Origin of the sequence: [Flexibacter] sp. ATCC 35208 (genome assembly GCF_001975825.1) — a bacterium.
Taxonomy (GTDB): Bacteria; Bacteroidota; Bacteroidia; order Chitinophagales; family Chitinophagaceae; genus Chitinophaga.
Genome location: NZ_MTKN01000023.1, coordinates 63,183 through 86,771, shown reverse-complemented (window position 1 = coordinate 86,771; position 23,589 = coordinate 63,183). Strand labels below are relative to the sequence as shown.

Here is a 23,589-nt window from a genome sequence, read left to right as displayed (position 1 = left end):
GGTTTCTGTTTTTTTTGTGATTTATGGCACTACAGGGAAAGCTACAATGCGTACTTTGGTACAACCATAAGGCACGAGCGTAATATCCTGTACTGTATTGTCTACTTTTCCTTTGTAAATACCTTCCCTGTCGGTAGGTGGCTGAAAGGCCACACCATTCAGTTCTTTCCAGGAAGGGATGGATTTGGCCGGTACGGTGATGGTGACAGGAGCATGTGCCAGATTCCATACGAACTGGTCGTCTACCTGTTTTACCACAGCTGCTTTAAAATGAGCAGCAGGTTTATCCACATTGTCCCTGATCAGCGCATAGTTCCATTTGTCTGTAGGATATACACTGAAGTATTCGCCTTCTACTTCGTCCGTCGCTTTCTCCCATCTTTCATTCAGTTTCAGGGCGTATACCAGTGGGCCTCTTTCTATGGCGCGGGAATGTCGGCCCCATACGGTAGTGGTGATATCCATTGGTAATTGTAATACCAGTTTGTCGTTGTTTTTCCAGCTACGGTTGATGGTGATCACCTGATTGCCTGTGTCCTTTCGGAGTGGCTGTCCATTCAGGAGAATGGTAGCTTCTTTACACCATGCAGGGATGCGTAACTGTAATGGGAAGCTCGCTGCTTTTTTCAATGAGAGCGTGAAGCTGATCTCATCATTGAAAGGATAGGTAGTGGCTTCATGTATCGTCACTTCCGTTTGCGCTGCGCCAACTTTGGTGGTCAGGTCATTAGGTGCATAAGACAGGGCGGCAATGCCGTTGTCTGGTGTGCTGTACCAGAGTTGAGCAGTGAACTTTGTCCAGCCCTGATGCATATTTGCAAGGCAGCAGGTATAGCCGCTTCTGGGACCGAGTACGTTACACATTTCTCTGCTAAAAGGCAGGGAGAAATCGAATACGCCTTTGCTGATCTGTACCTGGTTGGCTACCTGAAAGTATTGTTTGTTATTATAGTCATCCGTTGTCTGCGTAGGCAGGGCGTTGAAGGCCATTTTTTCCAATGCATCCATGTAGTGAACATCGCCGGTGATGGAGATGATGTTTTCCAATGAGTACATGGCTTCTACGATGGCGCAGAGCTCAATGCCCTGAGTAGGTTCATTACCATTCAGGTCTTCATCGCCGCTGAAGATGCCCATGGGCAGACCATGAACGGTCATGAGGTCATGCCAGCCGGTGTGGAGTGCCTGTAAGTCCTGCGGATCGCCGGTACGCTGGTAGTTGATAGCGGGCGATTTCAGGGCCATGGCTACGTTCACACCGTGGCGGTTCATCCAGTTTCCCATGTGGGCATAGGTGGTGGTGCTGATCACCCATTCATGGCCACCCATCCAGCGGGTCCAGGGAAAGGATTGCTGTTCGATCTTGTCTGCCAGTTGTAAGAGGGAGGGATCTTTGGTGATGCTGTAGAGCCATTGGGCTATCATTACATTGTCCGCACCTCTGGAAGCTGCCCAGTCAGTCCATTTGCCAATGGGGGCAATGTCGAGGGCTTTCTGCTGGTACTGGAAGTATTTGGTCATGAAGGTGATGACACGCTGATCGCCGGTGGCGGAGTAGTATTGTTGCAGTACTTTGAGCATGACCATTTTGGGCCACCAGTCGTCGCCGTCGTTGGCGTTGGCAACTTCTACGCTGATGTGTTTTTCTCTTTCAGCACCGGTAAGGGGGCCGAAGTAGCCGCTGGGGCGCTGGTGGTCGAGGGTCCAGTTGACGTAGCGGAGAACTTTTTCTTTTAATGCTTTGTCGTCAAGGAGATAAGCGAGGGGAAGGGCGCCGTCAAGCCAGTAGGGCGTTTCTTCCCAGCCGTCGCCTTTGCCGCCGAGCCAGCCATTGTCGTTTTTTAATTTAGCATAGTATTCGTCCAGGTGACCTGTGGAGCCGTCCCGCATGATGAGGAGCTGGTGGCGGAGCCAACCGGCTGGCTTGATGCTACCAAGAGGTAGGGTGGTGTACACGGGGGGATGATAGGAAGCCGCGTGTGGAGAGATGTGGGCCCTTGCCGGGAGTATGGATAATACGGCAAGGGTACAACCCGCGAGGAAATTGATTTTCATTCGTTGAGACTTGAGTACAATAATAACGTGAGGAGGTAAGGTAGAAAAATAAGCGGTAAAAATATAATGTTTACCGAAGTTAACCCTATTTTCACCGGCAATATTAGTCGTATTAACCTCCCTTCTATTGTGCTTTTACCGGAACAATAGCATATTTGTTTAATAATTCACTCTCATGGAAAACAGTATCCTCACCGTATCCGGGCTTAATGTCAGGTATGGTTCCCTGCACGCCGTACAGGATGTTTCGTTCGATGTAAAGGCAGGTGAAATCTTTGGGTTGCTCGGTCCGAATGGGGCCGGGAAAACCAGTACACTTAGCGCGATTGAAGGTTTACTTCGTCCACAATCCGGGCAGGTCCATATAGCCGGTTATGATATACGACAGCAGCCGCTGCTTGCAAAAGCTAATATGGGGGTACAACTGCAAAGCACCAGTTTTCAACCGGAGCTGACAGTGGCGGAGATCGTTAGTTTGTATGCAGGATTATATGGGGTGGAACCACGGTTGGAAAAGCTGGGAGAAATACCTCCCCATAAGAAAATGTCTGAATTGTCAGGAGGACAGCAACAAAGGGTGAGTTTGCTTATTACTACTATTCACAATCCTAAACTGGTGTTGCTGGATGAACCAACGACAGGGCTGGACCCACAATCGAGGAGAAACCTGTGGGAGAAGATAGAGGCTATCAGGGAAAACGGGAATGGGGTGGTGTTGACTACACATAGTATGGAGGAGGCAGAGGCAGTGTGTGATAGATTGGCAATTATTGATCATGGAAGGGTGTTGACGATTGATACGCCAGAGGGGTTGATAGAGAAATATAGGGATGATCCGGAGGTGGTGAGTGTATCAAGGAAAGGGAAGATTACACTCGAGGATGTATTTATTGCCCTGACCGGACGGGCGGTTAGATTTTAGAAATATTCGGGCCTGACTAAAAAGTAAAACGAAGGCGTTCAGAATTGCGTAAAAGCAATTTCGGCTCCATCACCTACCCGAGAGGGGATAATCTTTTTGGTCAGACCCGAGGCGTGGCCTGCGGCCGGCTTTTAAATGAAACAAAATATTCTTTTATATGCTACCTTCTTCTACTAATGTTTTCAAAGCCTTATTCAAAGCAGACCTTCTTATTCAATGGCGTAACCGCAGAGCGGTTTTCATGGTCCTGCTGATCCCTGTATTTATCCTCTTCTGCTGGAAAAATGCAGTTGCCAAAATCGGCCCTTACTTCGTATTAAGTACCTGCCTCACTTTAGGTTTGATCTCCATTGGCCTCATGGGCTACTCAGCCACCATAACCCGCGACAGGGACAAAGGCGTGTTCCAGCGGCTACGGGTCGCCCCTTTTAACCCTGCATTGATTATGGCCAGCAAGTTGCTCGTGCAGCTCATGATGATCTTTGTGTTAACGATCCTAATTTTCGTGAGTGGTTATTATTTTGATGGCATCACGATTTCTACACAGGGTTATGTGGTCACCTTCTTTACCGCTTTGATAGGTGGTGCTGTTTACCTGAGTCTCGGCCAACTGATCACGGGGCTTATCACCAATCCAGAGTCAGTGAATGGCGCTACCAGGATGATCTACTTTGTGTTTATCATGGTAGGTATGCTGGGTGAACTGGGTACACTGGGTGATAAATTTAAAACGGTGTCCATCTGGTCACCTTATGGAACAGTGAAGGCGATCATCAGTACAGGCATGCAGCCAGGACACTGGGATATGATTAGTACCCAGGCGCTGGCGTTCTGCCTGATCTATGCGGTCGTTTTTGCCGGAATCGGTATCAGGAAATTTCGCTGGGCGGTGAAATAAACATTGGCAATATATCCAGTATCTGTTCCACCTGCCTGAAGTTAGGGCTGTCTATGTGCACATCTATATGTTCATGCGCCCAGGTAGTGTGAAAAGGAATATGGATAGCATGACCACCTAAATCCAGTACCGGCAGTACATCCGACTTCAGACTATTGCCTATCATCAGGAATTGTTCTGGCTGGATGTCCAGGTGTTTCAATAACTTCTTATAGTCCTTCGGTTGCTTTTCGGACATTACTTCTACATGGTGGAAGTAATGATCCAGGCCGGAGTTTTTAAGTTTCCGTTCCTGGTCCAGCAGGTCTCCCTTGGTAGCTACTACCAGCCGATAATCACCTTTTAGTGATTGCAATACTTCTTCCACACCATCCAGTACTACGATAGGGCGTGCCAATAACGCCTTGCCATAGGTGATGATCTTGTCAACGGCAGTGATGTCGATGGTATTATTGCTGACAGTAAGAGCTGTCTCAATCATGGAAAGCATGAATCCTTTGATACCATACCCATAAAGGGTGAGGTTCTTGATTTCTGTGTGCAACAGTTCCCTGGCTACAGTGTGCTGGGGCAGGTAGGCTTCCATTAGTTGGCAGAACTCGTTCTCTGTTTCACGAAAATAGGGTTCATTGACCCAGAGTGTATCGTCTGCATCGAATGCGATTACTTTTATACTCATAAGTTAACAACGGGTTACAATACTAAAATAATTCTTTTTGATGGAGAATCGGGTGCAGTGAAGAGATTGCAAAAAAAATCAATACGCCTTCGGTAAACTGATTTTTTTCTGACCTATCTTGCCCCTGCGAACTAAATTAAACCTACTGTCATGGAAAATTTGTTTACAGTTGATTCTCTTATCAGCCTGTTAACCTTAAGCGTACTCGAAATTGTTTTGGGTATAGACAACATTGTATTTATTTCTATCCTTGCCGGCAAGCTGCCGGAAGAACAACAAAAAAAAGCCCGGAGGCTGGGTTTGACCCTGGCCATGTTTATCCGCATTGGCTTATTGATGTCTATCAGCTGGATCATGTCATTGACAGCCCCGCTTTTCAATCCGGGTAACTGGATTGGCATTCAAAATCCTAAGTGGCTGGAAATGGCGGAAATCTCTGGCAGGGATCTCATTCTGCTCATTGGTGGTCTCTTTTTGATTTACAAAAGCACATCAGAAATTCATGAGAAACTGGAAGGCGGAGAGCATACTACCAATACGCCTAAAGTAACCAGTTTTTCACAGACGATCATCCAGATCTTACTCCTGGATATTGTCTTCTCCCTGGATTCTGTGATCACCGCTGTGGGCATGGCAGATCATATTGAAATTATGATCGCGGCCGTGATCATTGCTGTCGGTATTATGCTGCTGGCATCAGAAGGGATCAGTAAATTTGTGAACATACATCCTACCGTGAAAATGCTGGCACTGTCCTTCCTGCTACTCATCGGTGTGTCATTACTGGCAGAAGCATTTGATCAGCACATTCCAAAGGGGTATATTTACTTTGCGATGGCGTTCTCCGTATTTATCGAATTATTAAATCTGAAAATGCGTGCAAAGAGCGCTCATCCGGTAAAGCTCAAACAGACGAAATTATAATAGAACAGTGCATCGGAAATCATTTATCAAAATGGCAGCATTGCTGCCATTTTTGCCTTACTCTTCACAGATAGAAAAGGCGCTGAACCTGCCAGGTATGTTCCAGCCAACGGAGAAAATGCCTGTATTTTTTGTAGGACATGGCGATCCTGAGAATGCTTTCCGGGATAATCCTTTTACGCAGGCCCTCGCCAAAATGGGGAAAGAACTCCCCCGCAAGCCCACAGCCATCATGGTGATTTCGGCACATTACCTCACCGCCGAAGAATCTTACCTGAAAGTACCCGGACATTTCAATTGCCCTTACTACAGCGTATACGGTGCCACCGCCTTTAAAGATAAAGTGCCGCAGGTGACCGTGGACGAAAGTACGGATATGGACCACGGTGCATTTTCAGTATTGCGACACATGGCGCCTGAGATGGATGTACCGGTGATGGAGTTAAGTATCCCCATGGCACAACGACTGGATTACCACTGGAAACTGGCGCAGTACCTGAAACCGCTGCGGGAAAAAGGTGTACTGATCATTGGGAGTGGCAATATTGTACATAACCTTGAAAAGGGATTTTTCAAAGCGAAACCTTATTCATGGGCGATTGAGTTCGATGAATGGGTAAAAAAGCGAATTGACGAACGGGATTTCGGTAGTTTGTTTTACTATAATAATCTGGGTAAGATCGCCTTGAAAGCAGTTCCTACCACAGATCATTATATTCCCATGCTGTATGCCATTGCAATGGCAGATAAGCATGAGAATATTCAATACACTTATGAAGAAGTATTTTCAGCATTCAGTATGCGATGCTTCAGAGTGGGATGATTCACCTTCTTTTCTATTTGAATAGTAAAGTCAGCAGACTTTTCATCCTGTAAAAGGATGATCTTCTACAAGTTAGTAACGATTATGAAATTGTAAAATACGCGGGTATTATTCGCGCAGGCGCTCGTCGGTATAGGTAATCTCCGTCTTGCCGTGTGCCAGTGGTTTACCATTCTCATCTACACTCACAAATACCATCTTATCGATGGTCAGGATGCTCTTCTTGGTAATTTTGTTACGGGCTTCGCAGGTAAGGGTCAGAGAGGTGTTACCAAAGTGCACTGCCTTGATACCTAATTCCAGGATATCCCCCTGCTTGGCGGAGCTGATGAAATTGATTTCAGACATGTACTTAGTCACACAACGGTTGGTACCTAACTGGATGATGGCGTATATGGCGGCCTCTTCATCGATCCAGGATAATAAACTACCGCCGAACAAAGAACCGTGAGCATTTAAATCCTCCGGTTTTACCCATTTTCTAGTATAAAAATTCATTGCACATTCTATTGCAACGCAAAATTAAAACTTTCCAGGATAAAACCCTGTATGGGGCGGCTGGTTATAGCCCACATTCTGCCATATGATGCTCATTCTGTACTGGTGATCCTGCATTAAAGTGATGATCCTGTGGGTGGTAGGGATGGTTGTGGTATAAATTCTCAGAGATTGATTATCTGACGTTCTCATGACTAATTCCTCTCTCCAATCGCCAAAAAGGTCCGCCGTTAAGGTAGGTGTAGCTTTAGTGCCGTTATTTGCTACACAACCTTCAGCCGTGAAAATGGTTCCTCTGCCATACTTGTCGATATGGTTGCCATCGAGGAGCTCGCGGCTCAGGTCTCCATCCCACCAGATGAGAAAGTTCGTAGAGCGGGGCGCATCGCCAATACGGTTGCCTTTTGTATCGTAGAGTCCTTTGGAGCCTGACCACCAGAGTTGGGCGCCTTTGCGGGTGCTATCGATATTTTCAGCGACCCCACGACCTACATCCTGATCTATGGAACCCCTGAACAGGATCTGGCCGGTGCGGGCATCGTACAATGCAGCGCCAGTGCCTTTGGCGCCATTTTCCAGTTCATGAATTCCAAACACTTCCAAACCCGGGTGATCGGGATCCAGGTCACCTACATGCAGGGCATCGCCATGACGCAGGCCAGTGGTGTAAAGCCCTTTGCCATCATCGTCTACACACATGGAGCCATAGATGATCTCGTCTTTGCCATCGTTATCCACATCGGCCACACTTAGGTTGTGGTTGCCCATACCGGAGTAAGGGCTACGACCGTCTTTGGTATCGAATACCCAGCGGGAAGTGAGTTTGCCGTCCTGGAAATCCCAGGCAGCGAGTACGATGCGGCCATAGTAACCTCTGCACATGACTACGCTAGGGTGCTTGCCATCGAGGTAAGCTACGCAGGCAAGAAAGCGGTCTACCCTATTGCCGTAATGGTCTGTACCACCATTGCCTCCATAACCGCCCCAGCCACCGATATCGCCACGACCGGGGATGTAATCGGTAGTAGCCAGTGCTTCGCCGGTCTTGCCACTGAAGATCGTAAAGTATTCAGGCCCTGTCAGGATCCTGCCGAATGATTTGGATGTCGGGTCCAGATCGCGGTAGTCTTTTGTGCTGTCGCCAATTACCTTCCCTTTGCCATCTATAGTGCCATCGGCGGTTTTGCAGGCAAATTCGGCAATGCCATCACCATCTAAGTCGTAGACCATGAACTGGGTATAGTGGGCGCCTTCGCGGATGTTACGCCCCAGGTTAATTTCCCAAAGGAAGGTGCCATCCAGTTTGTAGGCCTGAAAGATGGGCGGATCGGTAATGCCGGATTGGGAATTGTCTTTGCCCCGGCCGGTTTGATGGAGGATGATCTCGTATTGGCCATCACCATCCAGGTCCGCGGCCGAGGCATCGTTGGGTGTGTAACCAGGTGGTGTTTTGAGGGGAATAGTGAGGTATTGCTGAATGGGTGCATCTGCCTGGATGGTGTAAGTAGCCGTGTTGGTTTCTTTTCCACCAATGACAGATTTGACCAGATATGTATGGGTATGGTGAATATCGGCGTGGTTATCCACATAGTTGGTGACAGACTGGGAAGATAACTTTTGCAGTTGACCATCTGTTTGCCTGTAGATATTGAAAGTAATAGCAGATGGATCTGTGTCAAGCAGGCGCCAGCTGAGGAAAGTCTGGGTAGGTGATTGCGGAATAGCAATGAGGCCACGATCCAGTTTTTCACCGGGTGCGAATAATAAAAGAAATAAGAGGTGCATCATCATCTACCATTTAAAAGGTAAGTACCAGTTTGCTTTGTTCATTAATCTTGATCTCACAGCTTCTGCCCTGCTATCGTTGGCAGCTACAAATTTAGCTGCGATCTTATTAGCCAGCCAGGCAGGATCAGTAGCTTGCCTGCGGAGTGCAACACGCAACAGGTCAGGCCAGCGATAACCTTCGAAGGCAAGTTCCAATCCATCTTCATCTATTAACAGATCTTCCATCCTGTTTGTGAGTGTAGGTCTGTCTATGACAGGTTTATCGGTAAGCAGTGGGTCACTCATGTCAAATACACCGGTGGAGTCTACTTTTACTGACTTTAGCCCTACCCTACCGCGTACCCCTATATTTCGGTACCAGACATTGCGGAACTGTGGGTAGTTGCCATCACGGGCATCAAAGTCATAAGGAGGCACATCCTTTGTCTGCTCTATATCGGTGACATTGCGGCCCTCGCCTCCTGTTACACCAGTGGCCATATACACAGGGTCGTAGGTATTTTTGATACCGGTATTCAGGAGTGCATAGGCGATCTTATCACGATTGTCGCGGTTGGCAGCTTCTGCATAGTGCAGGTGCAGGGCGGCTGCGCGGAACAGTATCCACTTACTGGAGGTTTCGAAAGGTAGTAAAGAAGTATAGTTGTACGTGTATTTTTTGATGACTGGTTGTGTACCTGAATACTTGAAAGAGATATTCGGCCCCCGCAGGTCTATAGGGGTATTATCACTTCTGAATTGCTTATTCCAGTTGGCGATCGCCAGGTCGGAAGGGCGTATCTGGTAGCTACCACTTACATTGTCACAGAGTTCTATGAAAGGATTAGCTGGTGTGAAGTTCTTGTCGAATGGCAGGTTCCAGATGATTTCGTAATTGGAATAACGCTCTCCGTATGGCTGGCTGAAAATGTTGCTCCATAAGGCACCGGACAGGTTAGCAGTATATCCCACTCTGTATACTTCGTACCATTGTTCACTGTTCATGGCTGGGTACAACACATCTGCATAGTTCATCATGACACGGTAGTTAGTTGCTGCCTGTGTATAATTGCCATTCCAGAGATACAACTCGCCGAGTAAGCATTTTATATTGATAAAGAACTTTTCTGTGGAATAACCATCTGTTGTAATGAGCAATGAGGTGCCGGCCGGGAAGGGATATTTGTAAGGTAAGCCTTCTGTAAAGGTGATGAGTTTACTCAGCAATTCATTGAAGGTGACACGGGGAAATTTGGATACATCCTTAATGGCATCGATAGTTTCTAATGGATCAGTGATGTAAGGTATTTCTCCATAGTGAATACCCAATTGTAAATATAACCAGGTACGCATCGCCCCTACAGCAGCGTAGCGTAGTATATAATCGTCATTGCTGATCCGCTTATCCTGTAGCATGGCATCGAAGTTCTTCAGTGCATCGTTGCAGTTCATGATCACTTCATAGAATGGGCGGGGATCAGCGTAGGTATTATCTGCACTGACTTCGTGGATATTGAGTTCCTGCAGATACTTATCTGTTGTGGATGTAGTAACATCTACCAGATCGCCTCTCAGTTCATTGAGGATCATGTACCTGTCTGCCAATCCCATGACTTTCCCATAAATCCCGATCACGGCGGCATCTGCATCATTCACATTTTCGTAGACCTGTGAATGATCAAGTGCTTCTTCAGGTTTGATGTCGAATAGTTTTTTACAGCTGCACAATATGCTACAGCAAAGCAGTCCAGTATATAGTAATCGTTTCATGTTCTTGTTAATTTTATAAGCCCATCCTGATACCTAGTTGTACCGTTCTGTATTGAGGAAATAAGCCGTCGTCGATACCATGTGTGAACACGCTATTGCCACTGCTGAACTCAGGATCAAAGCCCAGGTAATTAGTCAGGGTAAATAAGTTATTGGCAGTGGCAGAGATGCGTACATATTTCATGGCGCCATGCTTCAGTGTAAGTTCATAACAGAGGCTCAGTTGTTGCAGGCGGATGTATTCACCTTTTTCTATCCAGCGATCGGAGAAACGTGCGTTGCCATTAGGATCACCCCATGCAGCACGGGGGACATTCGTTTCCTGGCCATCCTGTTTCCAGCGGTTGCGTACTGCTAAGGTTTGGTTGTTGTAATTGCTCATAGATTCCAGGTTTGCACGGGTGTGGTTGTAGATATCATTGCCATGACTGAAGGTAAAGATGGCATCCAGCGCCCAGCGCCGCCAGCTTACATGGTTCGTGAAAGCACCGGTAAAATCGGGATTGGGATCACCAATCATCTGTCTGTCATTCTCATCGATCTTGTGATCGCCATTCGTATCTACAAAGCGAATATCTCCTCCCTGAGCACCCATACCTGCTTTATTGGCTTCTTCATTAGTTTTGTAGATGCCGTTGGTTTTATAGCCGTAAAACAGATTGGCGGCATGACCTACAGCTGTGAGGATGGTGGCATCTCCGTAGGTTGTGAGCAATTGATTGCCGGGTATTTTGGTAATTTTATTCTTATAGGTAGATAGCGTGAGACCTACATCCCACTTCAGGATATGATCTATTACACGGCCAAATAGTGATACTTCTATACCATGTGTTTCCATTTCGCTGTTGTTGGTGATCACATGATCGAATCCGGTGGCAGCGGCCACAGGTTCTATGGTCAGCATATCTGAGGTACGATGCTGAAAGATATCAAGACTGAAACTTAGTCTTTCGTTATAGAAGGCACCATCCAGCGCGGCATTGTATTTTGTGACCGTTTCCCATTTCAGGTAAGGGTTGGCGATATTAGCGCGTACTAATCCCTGTAAGCCTAAGAGGTTCTGAGAAATGTAATATTGCCGGGAGGTATAATTGCCGATGTCATCATTGCCTGTTCTGCTGATACCGGCTCTGAGTTTGAGCGCATCGATATTGTGCTGATCTGAGACAATGAGCCAGGCGGCAGATAAACCGGGCATCACGGCGTATTGATTGCGGGTAAAGGTATATCTTGAAGAGCCATCTACGGCCAGGTTGAAGCGCAGGAAGTATTTATCTCTATAGGAGTAATCAGCATTGAAGTAAGTATTCAGCCAGTTCCATTTGCCAATTGTACCACTTACTTTTCTCAGTTGGTTTTGTCCCATCCCCACGCTGACAAATTCATCAGTGGCAGAGTTATAACCTAAGCCGTAATCTGATTCACTGTTATTATTGCTATAGCGTACACCCAAACCTGTATTGAGATGATGGTATCTGGTGAATTGCTTATCGTAGGTGATACGGGTATCGTTGTATAGGCTATAATATCTTTCTACATTGCTACCTGAGCGATTGTATGCGACAGCGTTTGACAGTGTATCAGGTTTAACACCAGCTTCAGGAATAAAGAAGGTCTCTCTTACTTTATCAAAAGTGACACCTGTGATGGTATTGATGCTGATATTTTTTGTAACATGGTAGTTGAACCGGATGCTACCAAAGAAGCGATAGTTTTTGTTAATATCCTGCATCTTGTCGATGATGGAAGCAGGATTGGAAACGCCAAAGATGTCATAATCAGCGAGACTGGGCGAAGCAATGCCTTCATCACTAATGGCCTGACGGTGGAGGAAAGGTGCTTTGATGAGCGCGAGGTATAATGGGTTTGTCTTAGGCGAAATACCCTGATCTTTGTCTTTCTGCGTATTGCTGGTAAATGCGAGATTGATAGCCGCCTTGAGTTTTGCAGACAGGTTCAGGTCCGCATTAAAACGGGTTTGGTAGCGGCCCAGATCTGTACGACGGATGGTACCGCTTTGTTTAAGGTATCCCAGTGATAACCCATAAGTGGCAATATCATCGCCACCGGCTACCTTCAGAAAATACTGTTGATTGAAACTTTGGTTCGTGACTTCTTTCTGCCAGTTTGTATTATTGTGATAGCGATAATAATCCGGATTAGGATTGTCATTCATGTAAGGTAATGCAGCTATTTCCGCAGGGGTCTTTCCACTACTTTGTAACAGGTCAGAGAGATATAAACGGTAATCACCTGATTCCATTACAGGCAGCTGCGCAGGTGGTGTATTAAATCCGCCCATCACACCGAAATCGATGCGGGTAGCTAGTTCCTTTGCATGTGAGGTAGTGATGAGGATCACACCGTTAGCGCCTTTGGTACCATATGTACTGGTACCGTCTCTCATGACGGTGATGTTGTCTATATCCTTGATATCGATATCTGCCAGTGGGTTATTCACATAGCCGTTTATTAAGGAGCCACCGTATTCATTGGTATCGTAGATCATGCCATCCACGACTACCAATGGTCTGTTAGTCGCATAGAGAGAGGTATATCCCCTCATAAATAAATCAGCGCCCATACCGGGTGTACCGCTACGCCTGATGACCTGTCCCCCCGGTACTTTGCCCTGTAAATAGTTTTCAGGGGAGGTAGTGATCTGCTGCCAGTTGTCGGTTGTATTGAGAGTGGTAGCAGGATCTGTGGTCTGCTTGCGGTCGTAGATAGAATTGAATGTTTCTTCATGCAGACTCGCGGTGACTGCATGCCTGCCATTCAGGGTGATGATCTTCGTTTGGTAGCCGGGTCCGGATACAGTAAGGGCGGTGCGGTAATCAGGTGCTTTGATGCGGAACTCTCCTTTTTCATTAGTGATGGCAGCAGAGAATCCTGGTATACTAATATTGATACCGGGTATTGTCGTGCCAGTAGCTGCTTCTTTGATCAGTCCTGTTACCACTACTGTATCCTGCGCCTTTGCATGAAACCCCAATAAAACCGCCAGCGTTATGTAAATAAATGCCTTCATAATAGATTGAGATGATCAGTTCAGAATAGGTACCAGTTTGATATAATCCAGCAGAATCGTGTTGCTACCATTGGTCGTGACCGAATTGCCCACGAGATATACATTGTGCACACCATAGCGAACATTGGTATAGTTCCCTACGTATTGTTCATTGTAATTAAGAACCGGAACCGTGGTATATGGTATAGTTATGACACCCGGATCGTCAAAAGCCACCCGCATAGGATACGTGCCTGTCTGCACATCATTGACAGATATCCAATACACCTGGTATGCCACTGAATTTAATCGTGCCCTGTAATTCAGCCAGTAGGAAGCCACACCATAATTGTACATGTACACATCCCTGAATATATTGCCGGTATTGGAATTGACACGTGTACGAATGGCGATGGTCTTTGTTGCATCTTTTACTCCACTGTAGTATTCTCCTTCAATGATGACAGGTTTGATCTTAGTAGACAGATCATAGTCGATATGATTAACTATATACACGATGCCATTGCTTACCTTCTGCGAGCTGATGATGTCACTGGCATTAATATGAAACTGTACACTATCGCGAATACTATAGAGGGTTGCGGGTAAATGTTCTTTGTCGTACACACCATTGAATACAAGATCTTTGATCACATTCCACTGGGTAGTAGTATCCGTAACGGCTTCTGTACTGTCTGTAAAGTATTTGGTTAATCTTTGTTGCTCGTCTTTATAAACATCATCTGCTAAGATTACATAGGTGAGCAGAGAATCTTCGTTATTGATATTTACGCTTTCAAGGAAATGATTTAGCGCTACTTCGCCGGTGCCGGGCTTATAGATAGGTGCACCGGTAGTAGGATTAACGCCGATCTGTTCGGCAGTCGCTGTGTCTATGCCGATGTATGCCAGGGATTGCAGAAACGTCTTTTGCTGATAGCTGGTGCTATTCAGGTATTCCCAGGCATTTTGCTTAGGAATGATAGCGGCATCAATTACCTGCAATACACCATTGGCAGTATATTGATCGGCTTCGCTCACTTTGATACCTTCTACACTACCGGCTGTAAATGCGATCTTCTTACCATTCAGGGTAGCGATCCTTTGTTCATCGGCAGTACCAGTATAAGATAGGGTGCTGATATGATTAGCGATGAGTAAGCGTAGTAGCGCCGTATCATTCAACAAGGCAGGATCTACTGCTGCCCATGCACTATTGACCGGGGCCCATACCGTGAAGGTTTTAGAAGAAGCCAGTACCTGATCATAGCCCGTCTTGGCAAGGTATGTATAGAACTGACTAAGTTCAGTATTGGCCTGTATGGTTTGCAACAGGTTTTGGGTGGTAGCTGGCTTGTTCCGGTCATTCCATTTCTCCTTGCGGCAGGATATGCCCAGCAATAAACCTATTATGATCAGGTATCGTATCATCATTCAAAATTTGAAAGTCATGGCCTTGGTACCTGTGTACCATCAGCTTTGAAACGTGGATAGAGCTGATCCATATCCTGTGGGATAAAGTGGATCATGTCCAGATTGTTATTGTTCTGTGTTCCCTGTAGCGTTGTAAACCGGAGGGTATGGCGTTCAGTAGTTTTGATTTCAATGGTCCCCACCAGTCGTGCGCCCCAGTTGTTGGAGGTAGGATCAGTATACCATTTCCAGCCCTGTGCTTCCATTTCACCTGCGGTACTAGCCGGCATGGCAGTAGTGAAGTTCATGGTACGCTGCATCACTTCGCCGTCTATAGAGATCTGGTTCAGGTTGTTGGAACTATTCGATTGTTTCTGTACACGATAGCAGATCCACACTTTATATTTCCCTTTTACCAACAGCGGTGTTTTCATATCGATGTAAGTACTGCGACCAGGACCACCTAAGGGTATCATTAGAAAATCGCCGTTTACATACGTGCTGCCTACGGAATAAGTCATGGTAGAAGGTCCGGGCACAACGAAGTCCGCCGGCATATTCGTGAGAGAATACGCATAGGCCTGCTTGCGGAAATAAGCTGGCAGGTTGCGGATTTCAGGAAAGTCGGCTACATCCCAGTAGACAGGTACCGGGTTCCTGATCTTGACAGCGAAATGGCCGAGGGAATTGTGCAATACACCATTGGTAGCAGAGTTGTCAGAAGTATTTCTTTCAAGCTCTACACCTGTTTCATGCACACCATTGAAGTCATCATCATTGATCAGTACATGCTGGCCGGAGAGTTTAGCGGTGACTACTTCCAGTGGCGCCAGGGTAGTATGCGAAGAGGAAGTGACAATGTCAGCGAGGTATTTTACGCCATACAGGATGTGATAGTCTACATATAAATGCAAACTGTCTTCCAATTGTGTTGGATCACCGGTATGTGAATAACGTGCTTTGAGCGCTGCATAAGTACCAAAGCCCGCAGCATTGATGGCAGAGTCAGATTCTGCCAACACCGTCAACCATCTTCGACTGCTATCTGTATTACTGCCGGCCGGCACATTCAGGGTATCATACAAACCCGTTTCACGGAGTGCCTGTGTGAATATGCTGTACTTTGGATTATTGGCGAGCATGCCTGCCAATGTTTCTGTGGCAGGAGTTAATACATTATCCACTACGTGAACGATGCCATTGCTTACACGGATATTTGCTTTTAAAATATTCGCCTGTCTGTTCACCGTGATCCTGGTTTCACCACTCACATTTGCCGCACCTGTGATGAGGTATTGCCCAAACATGGTGAGCTTTGACAACTTACCATCAGAGAAAGTAGTAGTATTGATGGTATCCTGTATGATACAAAACTTCACGATGTCCTTTAGCTTTTGCACATCCATTGATTCCAGGGTGGAATGTCCTGTACTTTTCAGGAACGATGCCACCGCATTGTTGTTAGGAACAAAGACAGTGTACGTACCGTATACCCCCAGGAATCCATCATCGCCGGTGATGTTGAGGATCTTCCGGAATTCGGAGAACTGGTCAGGATAGTTTTCCAGGTAACCGATGATGGTCACTTCATCTGAGGTTTGCGAAACGATGGGCGACTTTTTACAACCCGCAATAAAAAGAATTAAGATAATATAGAACGCTTTCATTGATAGTACGGGTTTTGTACCAGTTTTTTGTCAGCTTGTAACTCATACTGGTTGATGGGTAAATAGTGGCTTCGTACATCTTTGTATTTATTGATAATCGACTGTTGCATACTGCTGGGAGCTGTCATGGCAACCATATCGAGCATGATTTCCAGATGTGCGTAGTTATTCCGTTTTGCATGGCGCAGTATGTCATACCAGCGCTTGCCTTCGAAGGCAAACTCACGGGCTCTTTCATTCAGTATATAATTGGATACGTCTATTGCAGAACCGGGATCAGGTGATTCTGAGGTACCATCTATAGCACCTGCCCGGGTACGGATAGTGGTCACCAGGTCCAGTGCCTCCTGCCCTCTCTCTACCCATGCCAGTGCTTCTGCTTTGAGCAGCAGGATGTCGGAATAGCGATATACAAACCAGTGTGCCCAGGAGTCTGCGGCAGTTCTGGCAACGGAAGTCGTACCACCTGTGGCGCCGGCAAACTTCCAGATCATCTGATCAGTTGCCCGTATGCTACCGCCATCTCCCCGAATGTCTTTTTTAGTCGCGTCGGTAAGGTCTATGCCATAAACTTCATCCATTACTCTTGAGGAGCCGATGAAACGATTGGTAGCCACTATAAACATGGAATAGAAAGGATTCAGCTGCTGCTGGTCAAACTGGAATTCGAAAATGCTCTCGGCAGAGTTGCCTATATAAAATACATTGTTGAACCATTGGGATTGCACACTGCCATCCATCAATCCATAGCGGCCGGAGTTGATCACTTTATCACAGACAGCGATACAGTCATCGTACTTTTCATTCCACAGGTATACATCGGCTTCCAGTGCGTAGATACCATATTTTGTAAGACGACCTTTATCCTGTGCGGTACTACCGTAAGTTTCCAGTGCGTGGGTTTCTGCAAAGGTGAGGTCTGCGACGATCTGTGCATACACCTGGTCCTGTGTGCTTTTTTCCAATTGATCCAGGCTATTGTCACTATCGGTAGCTTTGAGTTGTAAGGGGACTTCGCCAAAGGTGCGCATTAGGTAGAAGTACATGAGTGCCCGCAGACCATGAGCTTCGGCAAGATAACCATCCAGCGCTGCCTGTGTGAGTGTCTTGTCGGTCTCCATTACTTTGGCCGCATAGTCGATCACGGTATTGCAGTAATTGATAGTGCTGTATACATATGACCAGCTGGTGTAGCTGTTTGTAGCCAGGATATTCGCCTGCATGATGTTTACTTCATCTACAGCAGTATTGAGTGTACTGCTGACCATATCGGCACGTAGTTCTCCCCATACAAAGAGTTCTGACACCAGTCCATTGTTGAGCAAAGAGGAATAACAACCTATGACAGCGGCTTTTAGCTGCTCCTTATTTTGCCAGTAGTTGTCGCGGATGATGCCGTCCTGTGGTTTTACATCCAGCCATTTACCGCAGGATGAGGTGAGCAACAGGGCGACTATCAGAATATATTTTTTCATAGTTATATTTTTAAAAACTGGCACTAATACCCATCAGGAAATTCCTGGCAGGTGGCGTGAGTGCATTGTCCACCGGGTAAGCGAATGGATCGTTATCTCCCTTCATGGATACATCAGGGTTCTGGCCTTTGTACTTTGTCCAGGTAGCGAGGTTTTCCACAGTGAAGTAGAAACTCGCGTTGCGTATATTCAGTTTGTCCAGCACTTTTTTGGTAAAGTTGTACCGGAGGGTCAGTGATTGCAACCTGATGAAAGATGCATCCTGTACATACCTGTCAGAACCTAACCAGTTGTAACCTGATCTGTAGAGTGCCCTGGGTACGTTGGTTTCATCGCCCGGATTGCGCCAGCGCTTGAGGACAACGGTACTTTGGTTGTCATAACCATACATGTTGCTGGTGATCATATCCGCCCTGTTCACCAGTTGGTAGCCTACCCTGTAAACGAAGTAGGTGGTGAGTTTCAGGTTACCTTTGAAGGTGATATTCGGACCAAAACCTCCGGTTATTTTGGGGATACCATTACCGAGGTATACGATATCTTTGTTGTCGATATTACCATCATGGTTGATGTCTTCATACATTGCATCGCCGGGTTGGAATACGTAGTCAGTACCGGGGTAGTTAAAACGCATGTAGAGTGTTTGCCCATTGGCGCCGTCGATCTTTTTTCCATTGGCGTCTCTTACGATGGTCGCATCTTTGTCTTTGTACACACCTTTGTAGCGGAACCCATAGTAGGAACCAAATGGATTCCCGATTTGCAGATACGTTTTATACACACCATTCTGGTTGATGGCTACGCTGTTTTCTCTTGGGAAGAACTCAGATATTTTTCGCACAACATTCACATTGCGGGCAATGTTCAGATCGAAGCCGATCGTCAGGTTCTTACTGCGGTAAGGAATGGTATTTAACAGTACTTCCCAACCCTGGTTATCCATGGTACCCACATTCATCGCAACCGTTGAAAAACCAGAATAGGTAGGGATCTGCAGATTTTCGTAGAACATATCTCTGGTACGGTTACGGTAAGCTTCCACATCAATACGGATCCTGTTTTTCAGTACCCACAGGTTAAAGCCCAGGTTTGTACCAACGACTGTCTGCCATTTCAGGCTGGTGAGTTCCATATTGGAGGGGTATACTCCCGACATGCCTAAATAAGTGTATGAATAAGGCTGATAGGTATTAAAGTAGTTCCAGACTGCTTTGTCAGGAGGGGCGGCGCCACTCTGTCCGTAGGATGCCCTGAAACTGAGGTCGTCTATGAACTTATACTTCCGCATAAATTTCTCACCAGAGGTACGCCAGCGCACAGATACGGAAGGGAATAAACCATACCGGTAATCAGGACCGAAACGGGAGTTACCGTCGCCTCTTACACCTGCATTGATGATGTACCTGTCCAATAATCCGTACTGCCCCTGTAAGAGCAATCCTACGCTTCTTGTTCTGCCTGAAGTAGATTCAAGATCCAGATCAGAATTTGCCGTACGGCTGGGATTGGATGGATCCTGAAAATTGGAAGAAGCGGTGTTGGAGGTAAGCACATTGTGCGTAACATAACTTCTGTCTTCTGTTTGCAGCGATAACAGTGCCTGCAGCTGGTGTTTCTGCGTATTCGTTTTTGGAGTATAAATGAGGTTCGTTTTTGTATAGACATCGAAGATATCCCCATCACTATCCCCTGCCCTGTTTACCACAGTTTCAGTAACCGGGCGGCCGGTAGCCACCTGTGGCAGAAAGGTCTGCGCTTTTGTATTGTTAATATCGAACTGTACATCGAAGGTAGATGTGAGCACAGATGGGACGATATCATACTGGATGTTGAACTTCGGTGTGATGCGTTCCCCTTGTTGTCTGTAAAGGCTTTCCATTACCATCGCCACCGGGTTGTAGGTAGTATAATAGTAACCTTGTATGTTGGAAGCAGGCGACAGGTAATTCGGTGTCACATTACCATATTCATCATATTCATAGATGGCCATATTCGGCATTTTGGTATAAGCGATACCGCGTACCTGGTAGTCTTTGTCAGGAACATAATTCAGGTGGTTATCCACATGTGTGTAGGTAATGTCTGAACGGAAACGAATACGGTTGGATACGTTGTAGTCCAGGTTAATTTTGGATGTGATCCTTGTCAATGCAGTACCTTTTGTCGTTCCTTTCTGGTCGAAGTAGCCGATGGATGCGTAGTAGCGGGCTTTTTCACCACCGCCGGTCATAGAAATATTATGATCCTGTGAATAGCCGATACGGGTGATGGCCTTTACCCAATCCGTATTGTTACTATAATTGTAATACCAGTATGGATCGGATGGATCGTAGAGAAATTCTTTATTCACATTGATGTTCAGCGGCAGCCCATTGGTGTTTGCAATTTCTTCAGGTATGAGGGTAGAATACTGATCGCCATTCAGGAGCGGAATATTGCGGGGTTGCTTACCAAAGGTACCTTTGAAATTATACGTGATGGCAGGCCTGCCTACCATCCCTCTTTTAGTCGTGATGATCAGTACACCATTCGCCGCGCGGGAGCCCCATACAGCCGTTGCAGCAGCATCTTTCAACACAGTGATCTCTTTGATATCAGAGGGAGCAATGTTGAGCAATTGTGCATAACCTTGTTCATCTGCACTGCCAAAGTTAAAATCAGAAGGTACTTCTGTATCATAAGGCATTCCATCCAATACGATCAGTGGATTCGCAGATCCATTGATGGAAGCTGTACCTCGAATACGGATAGACATGCCTGCACCGGGGTCACCGGAGGTGGTACCGATATCCACACCGGGCAGCCTTCCCTGCAAAGCCTGATCGATAGAGGCAGCGGAGAGTTCTTCCAGTTCCTTTGCCTGAATGGTGGCAGTGGCCAGCGTAGAGTTGCGCGCTTCGATATTCATACCAGTACCATTGTTCACCGTTTGCCGTGCAACGACATTGAATTCGTTCAGATCACGGGTATTGGGTTGGAGCTGTACGTTGATAGTATTACGCCCATTGATGCCCTGTATGATGGTTTTATAGCTGATAAAAGATACGGAGAGCTGGTGTTGCAAATCAGCGACACGAATGGCGAAATTGCCATCTATATCGGTGGCTACACCTGTTACCGTACGCTTATCCTTGTCCAGCTCTACCACTGAGGCGCCAATCACCGGCAGGTGGGTAGTGGCATCTGTTACCTTTCCACGGATGGTTTTCTTTTGTGGTAACTGTTCCTGGCGGGCGAACAGTGCAGCGCTGTATAAAAGACAGATGATAAACAGCAGTTTGTTCATAACAGTTTTTTATTTTCCTCTGAGGTAGTGGGTAATGGCGTGGATGACAGTACGGGCAGAGAGGTTGTTGCTACGTGTGTAATCCAGGTAGGCAATATCATTGTATGAATCTCTGAGCTCCATACTATTGGGATGCTGACTGTTGATAAATATGAAAGAGAGGTCGCCATCGCTGGTCTTCATCAATGTTTCAAAAGCGCCTTCCTTTTTACCATCAGGTACTACAGTGTTGCGGTTCAGGATGTGGAAGTTGATAAACTGGACCACCTTGTCTTTATCCGCATCAGTAGTGGGGGTATAATTAGGTGTGCCGGTGGTTTTATCACCTGGTAATACCCCGTCCTGCACCGCCTGTGTAATAGCACTGTTCACAGGTACAAAAATGGTGTAGCTGGTACCCGGTACTGTGCCAACGATATCCTTGGTGGCGGCGGTCCACAGCGTAGAATTCTTCAGGTACTGGAAGAAACTGTTGAAGCCAGCAGGATCGTTGGTAGCGAGTTTTTCCAGGTGGTAACCGATGGTGTTCTCAGTGAAAGTAAGCAGCCCATCTGTGTAAAAGACTTGTCCATTGGCGGCTTTGCCGATGCTGTTGATATGCAATACGGTGCCGGCATCTGCATTACCGCTGGCCCATACGGTGTTGTTTTTATATTTGATGTATTCACCATTCCATGCTTCCATGATACCTTCACCGGAGAGGTCGTCCATTTCACCATTATTGGTGGTGAGGATGGAGGTTTGTAATATGCGATATACCCTGTCCATGGCACCGGAACCATATTGGATACTACTACCGGGTGCGAGGTAAGACCAGTCATTTCTTTCAGAGCTCCAATCGTATCCGGCGGCACGCAACAGATTGTCCGGCATCATGAACATGGTATAACTGATGCTGGGGTTGATGATGGAATATTTCAGGTCAGCATCCAGTGCACGGGTCATGAGTGAATAGTTCGGATCGAGAAAAGCCTTGGCATAAATCGTTCTGAATACATTGGCATCCTGCACAGCATTAATACCATAAAAGAACCCATTACTTAATACCTTTTTGTCCACAATATTCGATTGGGTGAAGGTGGGTACCTCCTGCTGACTATTCGTGGTATGACTCATTTTATTTGGCCATACGGCTGTCTGCCACATGTGTGCATTCAGCAGGTTCGTGAGTACGGAAGGGGGTGCTGCTTCAAAAGTCTGGTAGAATTCAAGGATCCTTTTTTTGTAAGGTATGAGCACATCATTGGTAGGTACGACCAGCGTCCAGCCTGACTTCTGCGCATCGGTGCCGGAGGCCAGGTAGTTCTCATTGTTTGGTGAGAATGCCAGGGCCGCACTATATACTTTTACAAATACAGAATCTGCATCGCCGGTCAGCACCATATTACGATGTGTGATATCGGCATTGGACTGATAGGTAACAAGCTTTTCCAACAGACTACGAAACTCACTGTAGTTGGGATTTGAAGCGAGGTACCTTTCCAGGTTGTCCAGCGGGGTGATGACTTTATCAATGGTGTGGATAATGCCGTTTTCAGCGGGGATATCGGCTTCCAGTACTTTTGCATCTGCTACATTGAAGCCACTATAAAAGGCACCGGGATAGAAGTAATTATAGTCAGCAGCACTAAGTCCATTTTGCGACAGGAATCCATCTATGAAGTAAGGAATGTTCTTGTTATTATTATCATTGGTAGCGTAGGTACCATTTCTATTGGCAGCGATGAGTAGCCGGCCATTTTCAGCATATACCCAGTCGTAATAAGCGGTTTTGCGCTTAAAGGCCTGGTTGGTATCCGGCCCTGCGCTTGTCTGTTGATCCACCAGCTGTTCTTTTCTATACGCATTATATACCAGCTCGTAGGCTACGATCCTTCTGGCGTGGGCAGAGTCGATAGCGTCGTCACCACTGAGGCCGTTGGCTTTGAAGTAGTTTTCAAAAGCGGAATCAGTAGGTGCAAAAAAGGTCCAGTAACCGGCTTTGCCAAGAATGTCTTTGTAGCCTGCTTTGTCGATGGTAGCAAGCAAATGGGTGAAGTTTTTGCGGGCTTCAAGTTGCTGGTATATTGGTTGTGCCAACCAATCGGGACGTCCATAGTAGGCATCGAACTCCTTTTTTCTGCAGGCGGTGATGGCAAGCAAAAGGAATCCCACACCAAAGACCAGGGATCTTCGGAAGAGTATTTTCATAACAACAATATTTCAGGGCATTTTGTGGAATGCTACATTTTGGTCGATATTGGAATTTAGATGATCTGGAATTTTTATCCCCCGGCGCTTAATTACAGTCAGAAAATGTGCTATTGTATCAGTAAGGCTAAGTTAGAGTGGTGCTAGATAATAAAAAATGTAGAATAGTACTATTGCATGGAATAATTGACATTTTTGGGGATGGAATAATT

The 23,589-nt window shown here is 46.4% G+C and carries 15 protein-coding genes; 4 read left to right on the top strand and 11 right to left on the bottom strand.

The window, feature by feature from the left end:
- Nucleotides 1–21: 21 nt before the first annotated feature.
- The gene (locus tag BW716_RS16230) at nt 22–2,055 is read right to left on the bottom strand and encodes a beta-L-arabinofuranosidase domain-containing protein (protein ID WP_083723805.1); all 2,034 of its coding nucleotides are present in this window, start codon (nt 2,053–2,055) and stop codon (nt 22–24) included.
- Nucleotides 2,056–2,230: 175 nt separating this feature from the next.
- On the opposite strand from BW716_RS16230, the gene BW716_RS16225 reads away from it, so the two are divergent.
- Together BW716_RS16225 and BW716_RS16220 are read left to right on the top strand one after the other, a co-directional pair.
- Nucleotides 2,231–2,977, top strand: a complete 747-nt coding sequence (locus BW716_RS16225) for an ABC transporter ATP-binding protein (RefSeq protein ID WP_083723807.1) — start codon at nt 2,231–2,233, stop codon at nt 2,975–2,977.
- A 157-nt stretch (nt 2,978–3,134) separates the two neighbouring features.
- Entirely contained in the window at nt 3,135–3,875 is a 741-nt protein-coding gene (locus BW716_RS16220; protein WP_083723809.1) for an ABC transporter permease, read from the top strand.
- Here BW716_RS16220 and BW716_RS16215 read toward each other — a convergent pair.
- On the bottom strand, nt 3,847–4,554 hold the full coding sequence (locus tag BW716_RS16215) for an HAD family hydrolase (protein WP_083723811.1): 708 nt from the start codon (nt 4,552–4,554) through the stop codon (nt 3,847–3,849). The genes BW716_RS16220 and BW716_RS16215 overlap by 29 nt on opposite strands.
- 150 nt (nt 4,555–4,704) lie before the next feature.
- Here BW716_RS16215 and BW716_RS16210 point away from each other — a divergent pair, with 150 nt between their 5' ends.
- Together BW716_RS16210 and BW716_RS16205 are read left to right on the top strand one after the other, a co-directional pair.
- On the top strand, nt 4,705–5,478 hold the full coding sequence (locus BW716_RS16210) for a TerC family protein (RefSeq protein WP_083723813.1): 774 nt from the start codon (nt 4,705–4,707) through the stop codon (nt 5,476–5,478).
- Between the two features lie 31 nt (nt 5,479–5,509).
- Complete coding sequence (locus tag BW716_RS16205) at nt 5,510–6,301, top strand: dioxygenase (protein WP_083723815.1); 792 nt, start codon at nt 5,510–5,512, stop codon at nt 6,299–6,301.
- Between the two features lie 108 nt (nt 6,302–6,409).
- On the opposite strand, the gene BW716_RS16200 is transcribed toward BW716_RS16205, so the two are convergent.
- From BW716_RS16200 to BW716_RS16160, 9 genes are read right to left on the bottom strand one after another with little or no spacing between them, the layout of a single operon-like run.
- Nucleotides 6,410–6,799 carry an acyl-CoA thioesterase gene (locus tag BW716_RS16200; RefSeq protein WP_083723817.1) on the bottom strand — a complete coding sequence of 130 codons (390 nt, stop codon included), beginning with the start codon at nt 6,797–6,799 and terminating at the stop codon, nt 6,410–6,412.
- A 24-nt stretch (nt 6,800–6,823) separates the two neighbouring features.
- Nucleotides 6,824–8,590, bottom strand: a complete 1,767-nt coding sequence (locus BW716_RS16195) for a rhamnogalacturonan lyase (RefSeq protein ID WP_083723819.1) — start codon at nt 8,588–8,590, stop codon at nt 6,824–6,826.
- The gene (locus tag BW716_RS16190; RefSeq protein ID WP_083723821.1) at nt 8,591–10,336 is read right to left on the bottom strand and encodes a RagB/SusD family nutrient uptake outer membrane protein; all 1,746 of its coding nucleotides are present in this window, start codon (nt 10,334–10,336) and stop codon (nt 8,591–8,593) included.
- Nucleotides 10,337–10,349: 13 nt separating this feature from the next.
- A complete protein-coding gene (locus BW716_RS16185; RefSeq protein ID WP_083723823.1) occupies nt 10,350–13,367 on the bottom strand; it encodes a SusC/RagA family TonB-linked outer membrane protein in 3,018 nt (1,005 codons plus the stop codon).
- 15 nt (nt 13,368–13,382) lie between these two features.
- The gene (locus BW716_RS16180; protein ID WP_083723825.1) at nt 13,383–14,780 is read right to left on the bottom strand and encodes a fasciclin domain-containing protein; all 1,398 of its coding nucleotides are present in this window, start codon (nt 14,778–14,780) and stop codon (nt 13,383–13,385) included.
- Nucleotides 14,781–14,794: 14 nt separating this feature from the next.
- Nucleotides 14,795–16,426, bottom strand: coding sequence for a fasciclin domain-containing protein (locus tag BW716_RS16175; protein ID WP_083723827.1), 1,632 nt, complete (start codon nt 16,424–16,426; stop codon nt 14,795–14,797).
- Complete coding sequence (locus BW716_RS16170) at nt 16,423–17,901, bottom strand: RagB/SusD family nutrient uptake outer membrane protein (RefSeq protein WP_083723829.1); 1,479 nt, start codon at nt 17,899–17,901, stop codon at nt 16,423–16,425. The genes BW716_RS16175 and BW716_RS16170 overlap by 4 nt, the downstream gene beginning before the upstream one ends.
- A 10-nt stretch (nt 17,902–17,911) precedes the next feature.
- Entirely contained in the window at nt 17,912–21,187 is a 3,276-nt protein-coding gene (locus BW716_RS16165; RefSeq protein WP_083723831.1) for a SusC/RagA family TonB-linked outer membrane protein, read from the bottom strand.
- 9 nt (nt 21,188–21,196) lie between these two features.
- Entirely contained in the window at nt 21,197–23,377 is a 2,181-nt protein-coding gene (locus BW716_RS16160; protein ID WP_083723833.1) for a fasciclin domain-containing protein, read from the bottom strand.
- Nucleotides 23,378–23,589: the final 212 nt, after the last annotated feature.

Bases quoted from the DNA above. Each gene is read 5' to 3' on its own strand.
- BW716_RS16230 (WP_083723805.1), bottom strand. From the start codon at position 2,055: ATGAAAATCAATTTCCTCGCGGGTTGTACCCTTGCCGTATTATCCATA.
- BW716_RS16225 (WP_083723807.1), top strand. From the start codon at position 2,231: ATGGAAAACAGTATCCTCACCGTATCCGGGCTTAATGTCAGGTATGGT.
- BW716_RS16220 (WP_083723809.1), top strand. From the start codon at position 3,135: ATGCTACCTTCTTCTACTAATGTTTTCAAAGCCTTATTCAAAGCAGAC.
- BW716_RS16215 (WP_083723811.1), bottom strand. From the start codon at position 4,554: ATGAGTATAAAAGTAATCGCATTCGATGCAGACGATACACTCTGGGTC.
- BW716_RS16210 (WP_083723813.1), top strand. From the start codon at position 4,705: ATGGAAAATTTGTTTACAGTTGATTCTCTTATCAGCCTGTTAACCTTA.
- BW716_RS16205 (WP_083723815.1), top strand. From the start codon at position 5,510: ATGGCAGCATTGCTGCCATTTTTGCCTTACTCTTCACAGATAGAAAAG.
- BW716_RS16200 (WP_083723817.1), bottom strand. From the start codon at position 6,799: ATGAATTTTTATACTAGAAAATGGGTAAAACCGGAGGATTTAAATGCT.
- BW716_RS16195 (WP_083723819.1), bottom strand. From the start codon at position 8,590: ATGATGATGCACCTCTTATTTCTTTTATTATTCGCACCCGGTGAAAAA.
- BW716_RS16190 (WP_083723821.1), bottom strand. From the start codon at position 10,336: ATGAAACGATTACTATATACTGGACTGCTTTGCTGTAGCATATTGTGC.
- BW716_RS16185 (WP_083723823.1), bottom strand. From the start codon at position 13,367: ATGAAGGCATTTATTTACATAACGCTGGCGGTTTTATTGGGGTTTCAT.
- BW716_RS16180 (WP_083723825.1), bottom strand. From the start codon at position 14,780: ATGATGATACGATACCTGATCATAATAGGTTTATTGCTGGGCATATCC.
- BW716_RS16175 (WP_083723827.1), bottom strand. From the start codon at position 16,426: ATGAAAGCGTTCTATATTATCTTAATTCTTTTTATTGCGGGTTGTAAA.
- BW716_RS16170 (WP_083723829.1), bottom strand. From the start codon at position 17,901: ATGAAAAAATATATTCTGATAGTCGCCCTGTTGCTCACCTCATCCTGC.
- BW716_RS16165 (WP_083723831.1), bottom strand. From the start codon at position 21,187: ATGAACAAACTGCTGTTTATCATCTGTCTTTTATACAGCGCTGCACTG.
- BW716_RS16160 (WP_083723833.1), bottom strand. From the start codon at position 23,377: ATGAAAATACTCTTCCGAAGATCCCTGGTCTTTGGTGTGGGATTCCTT.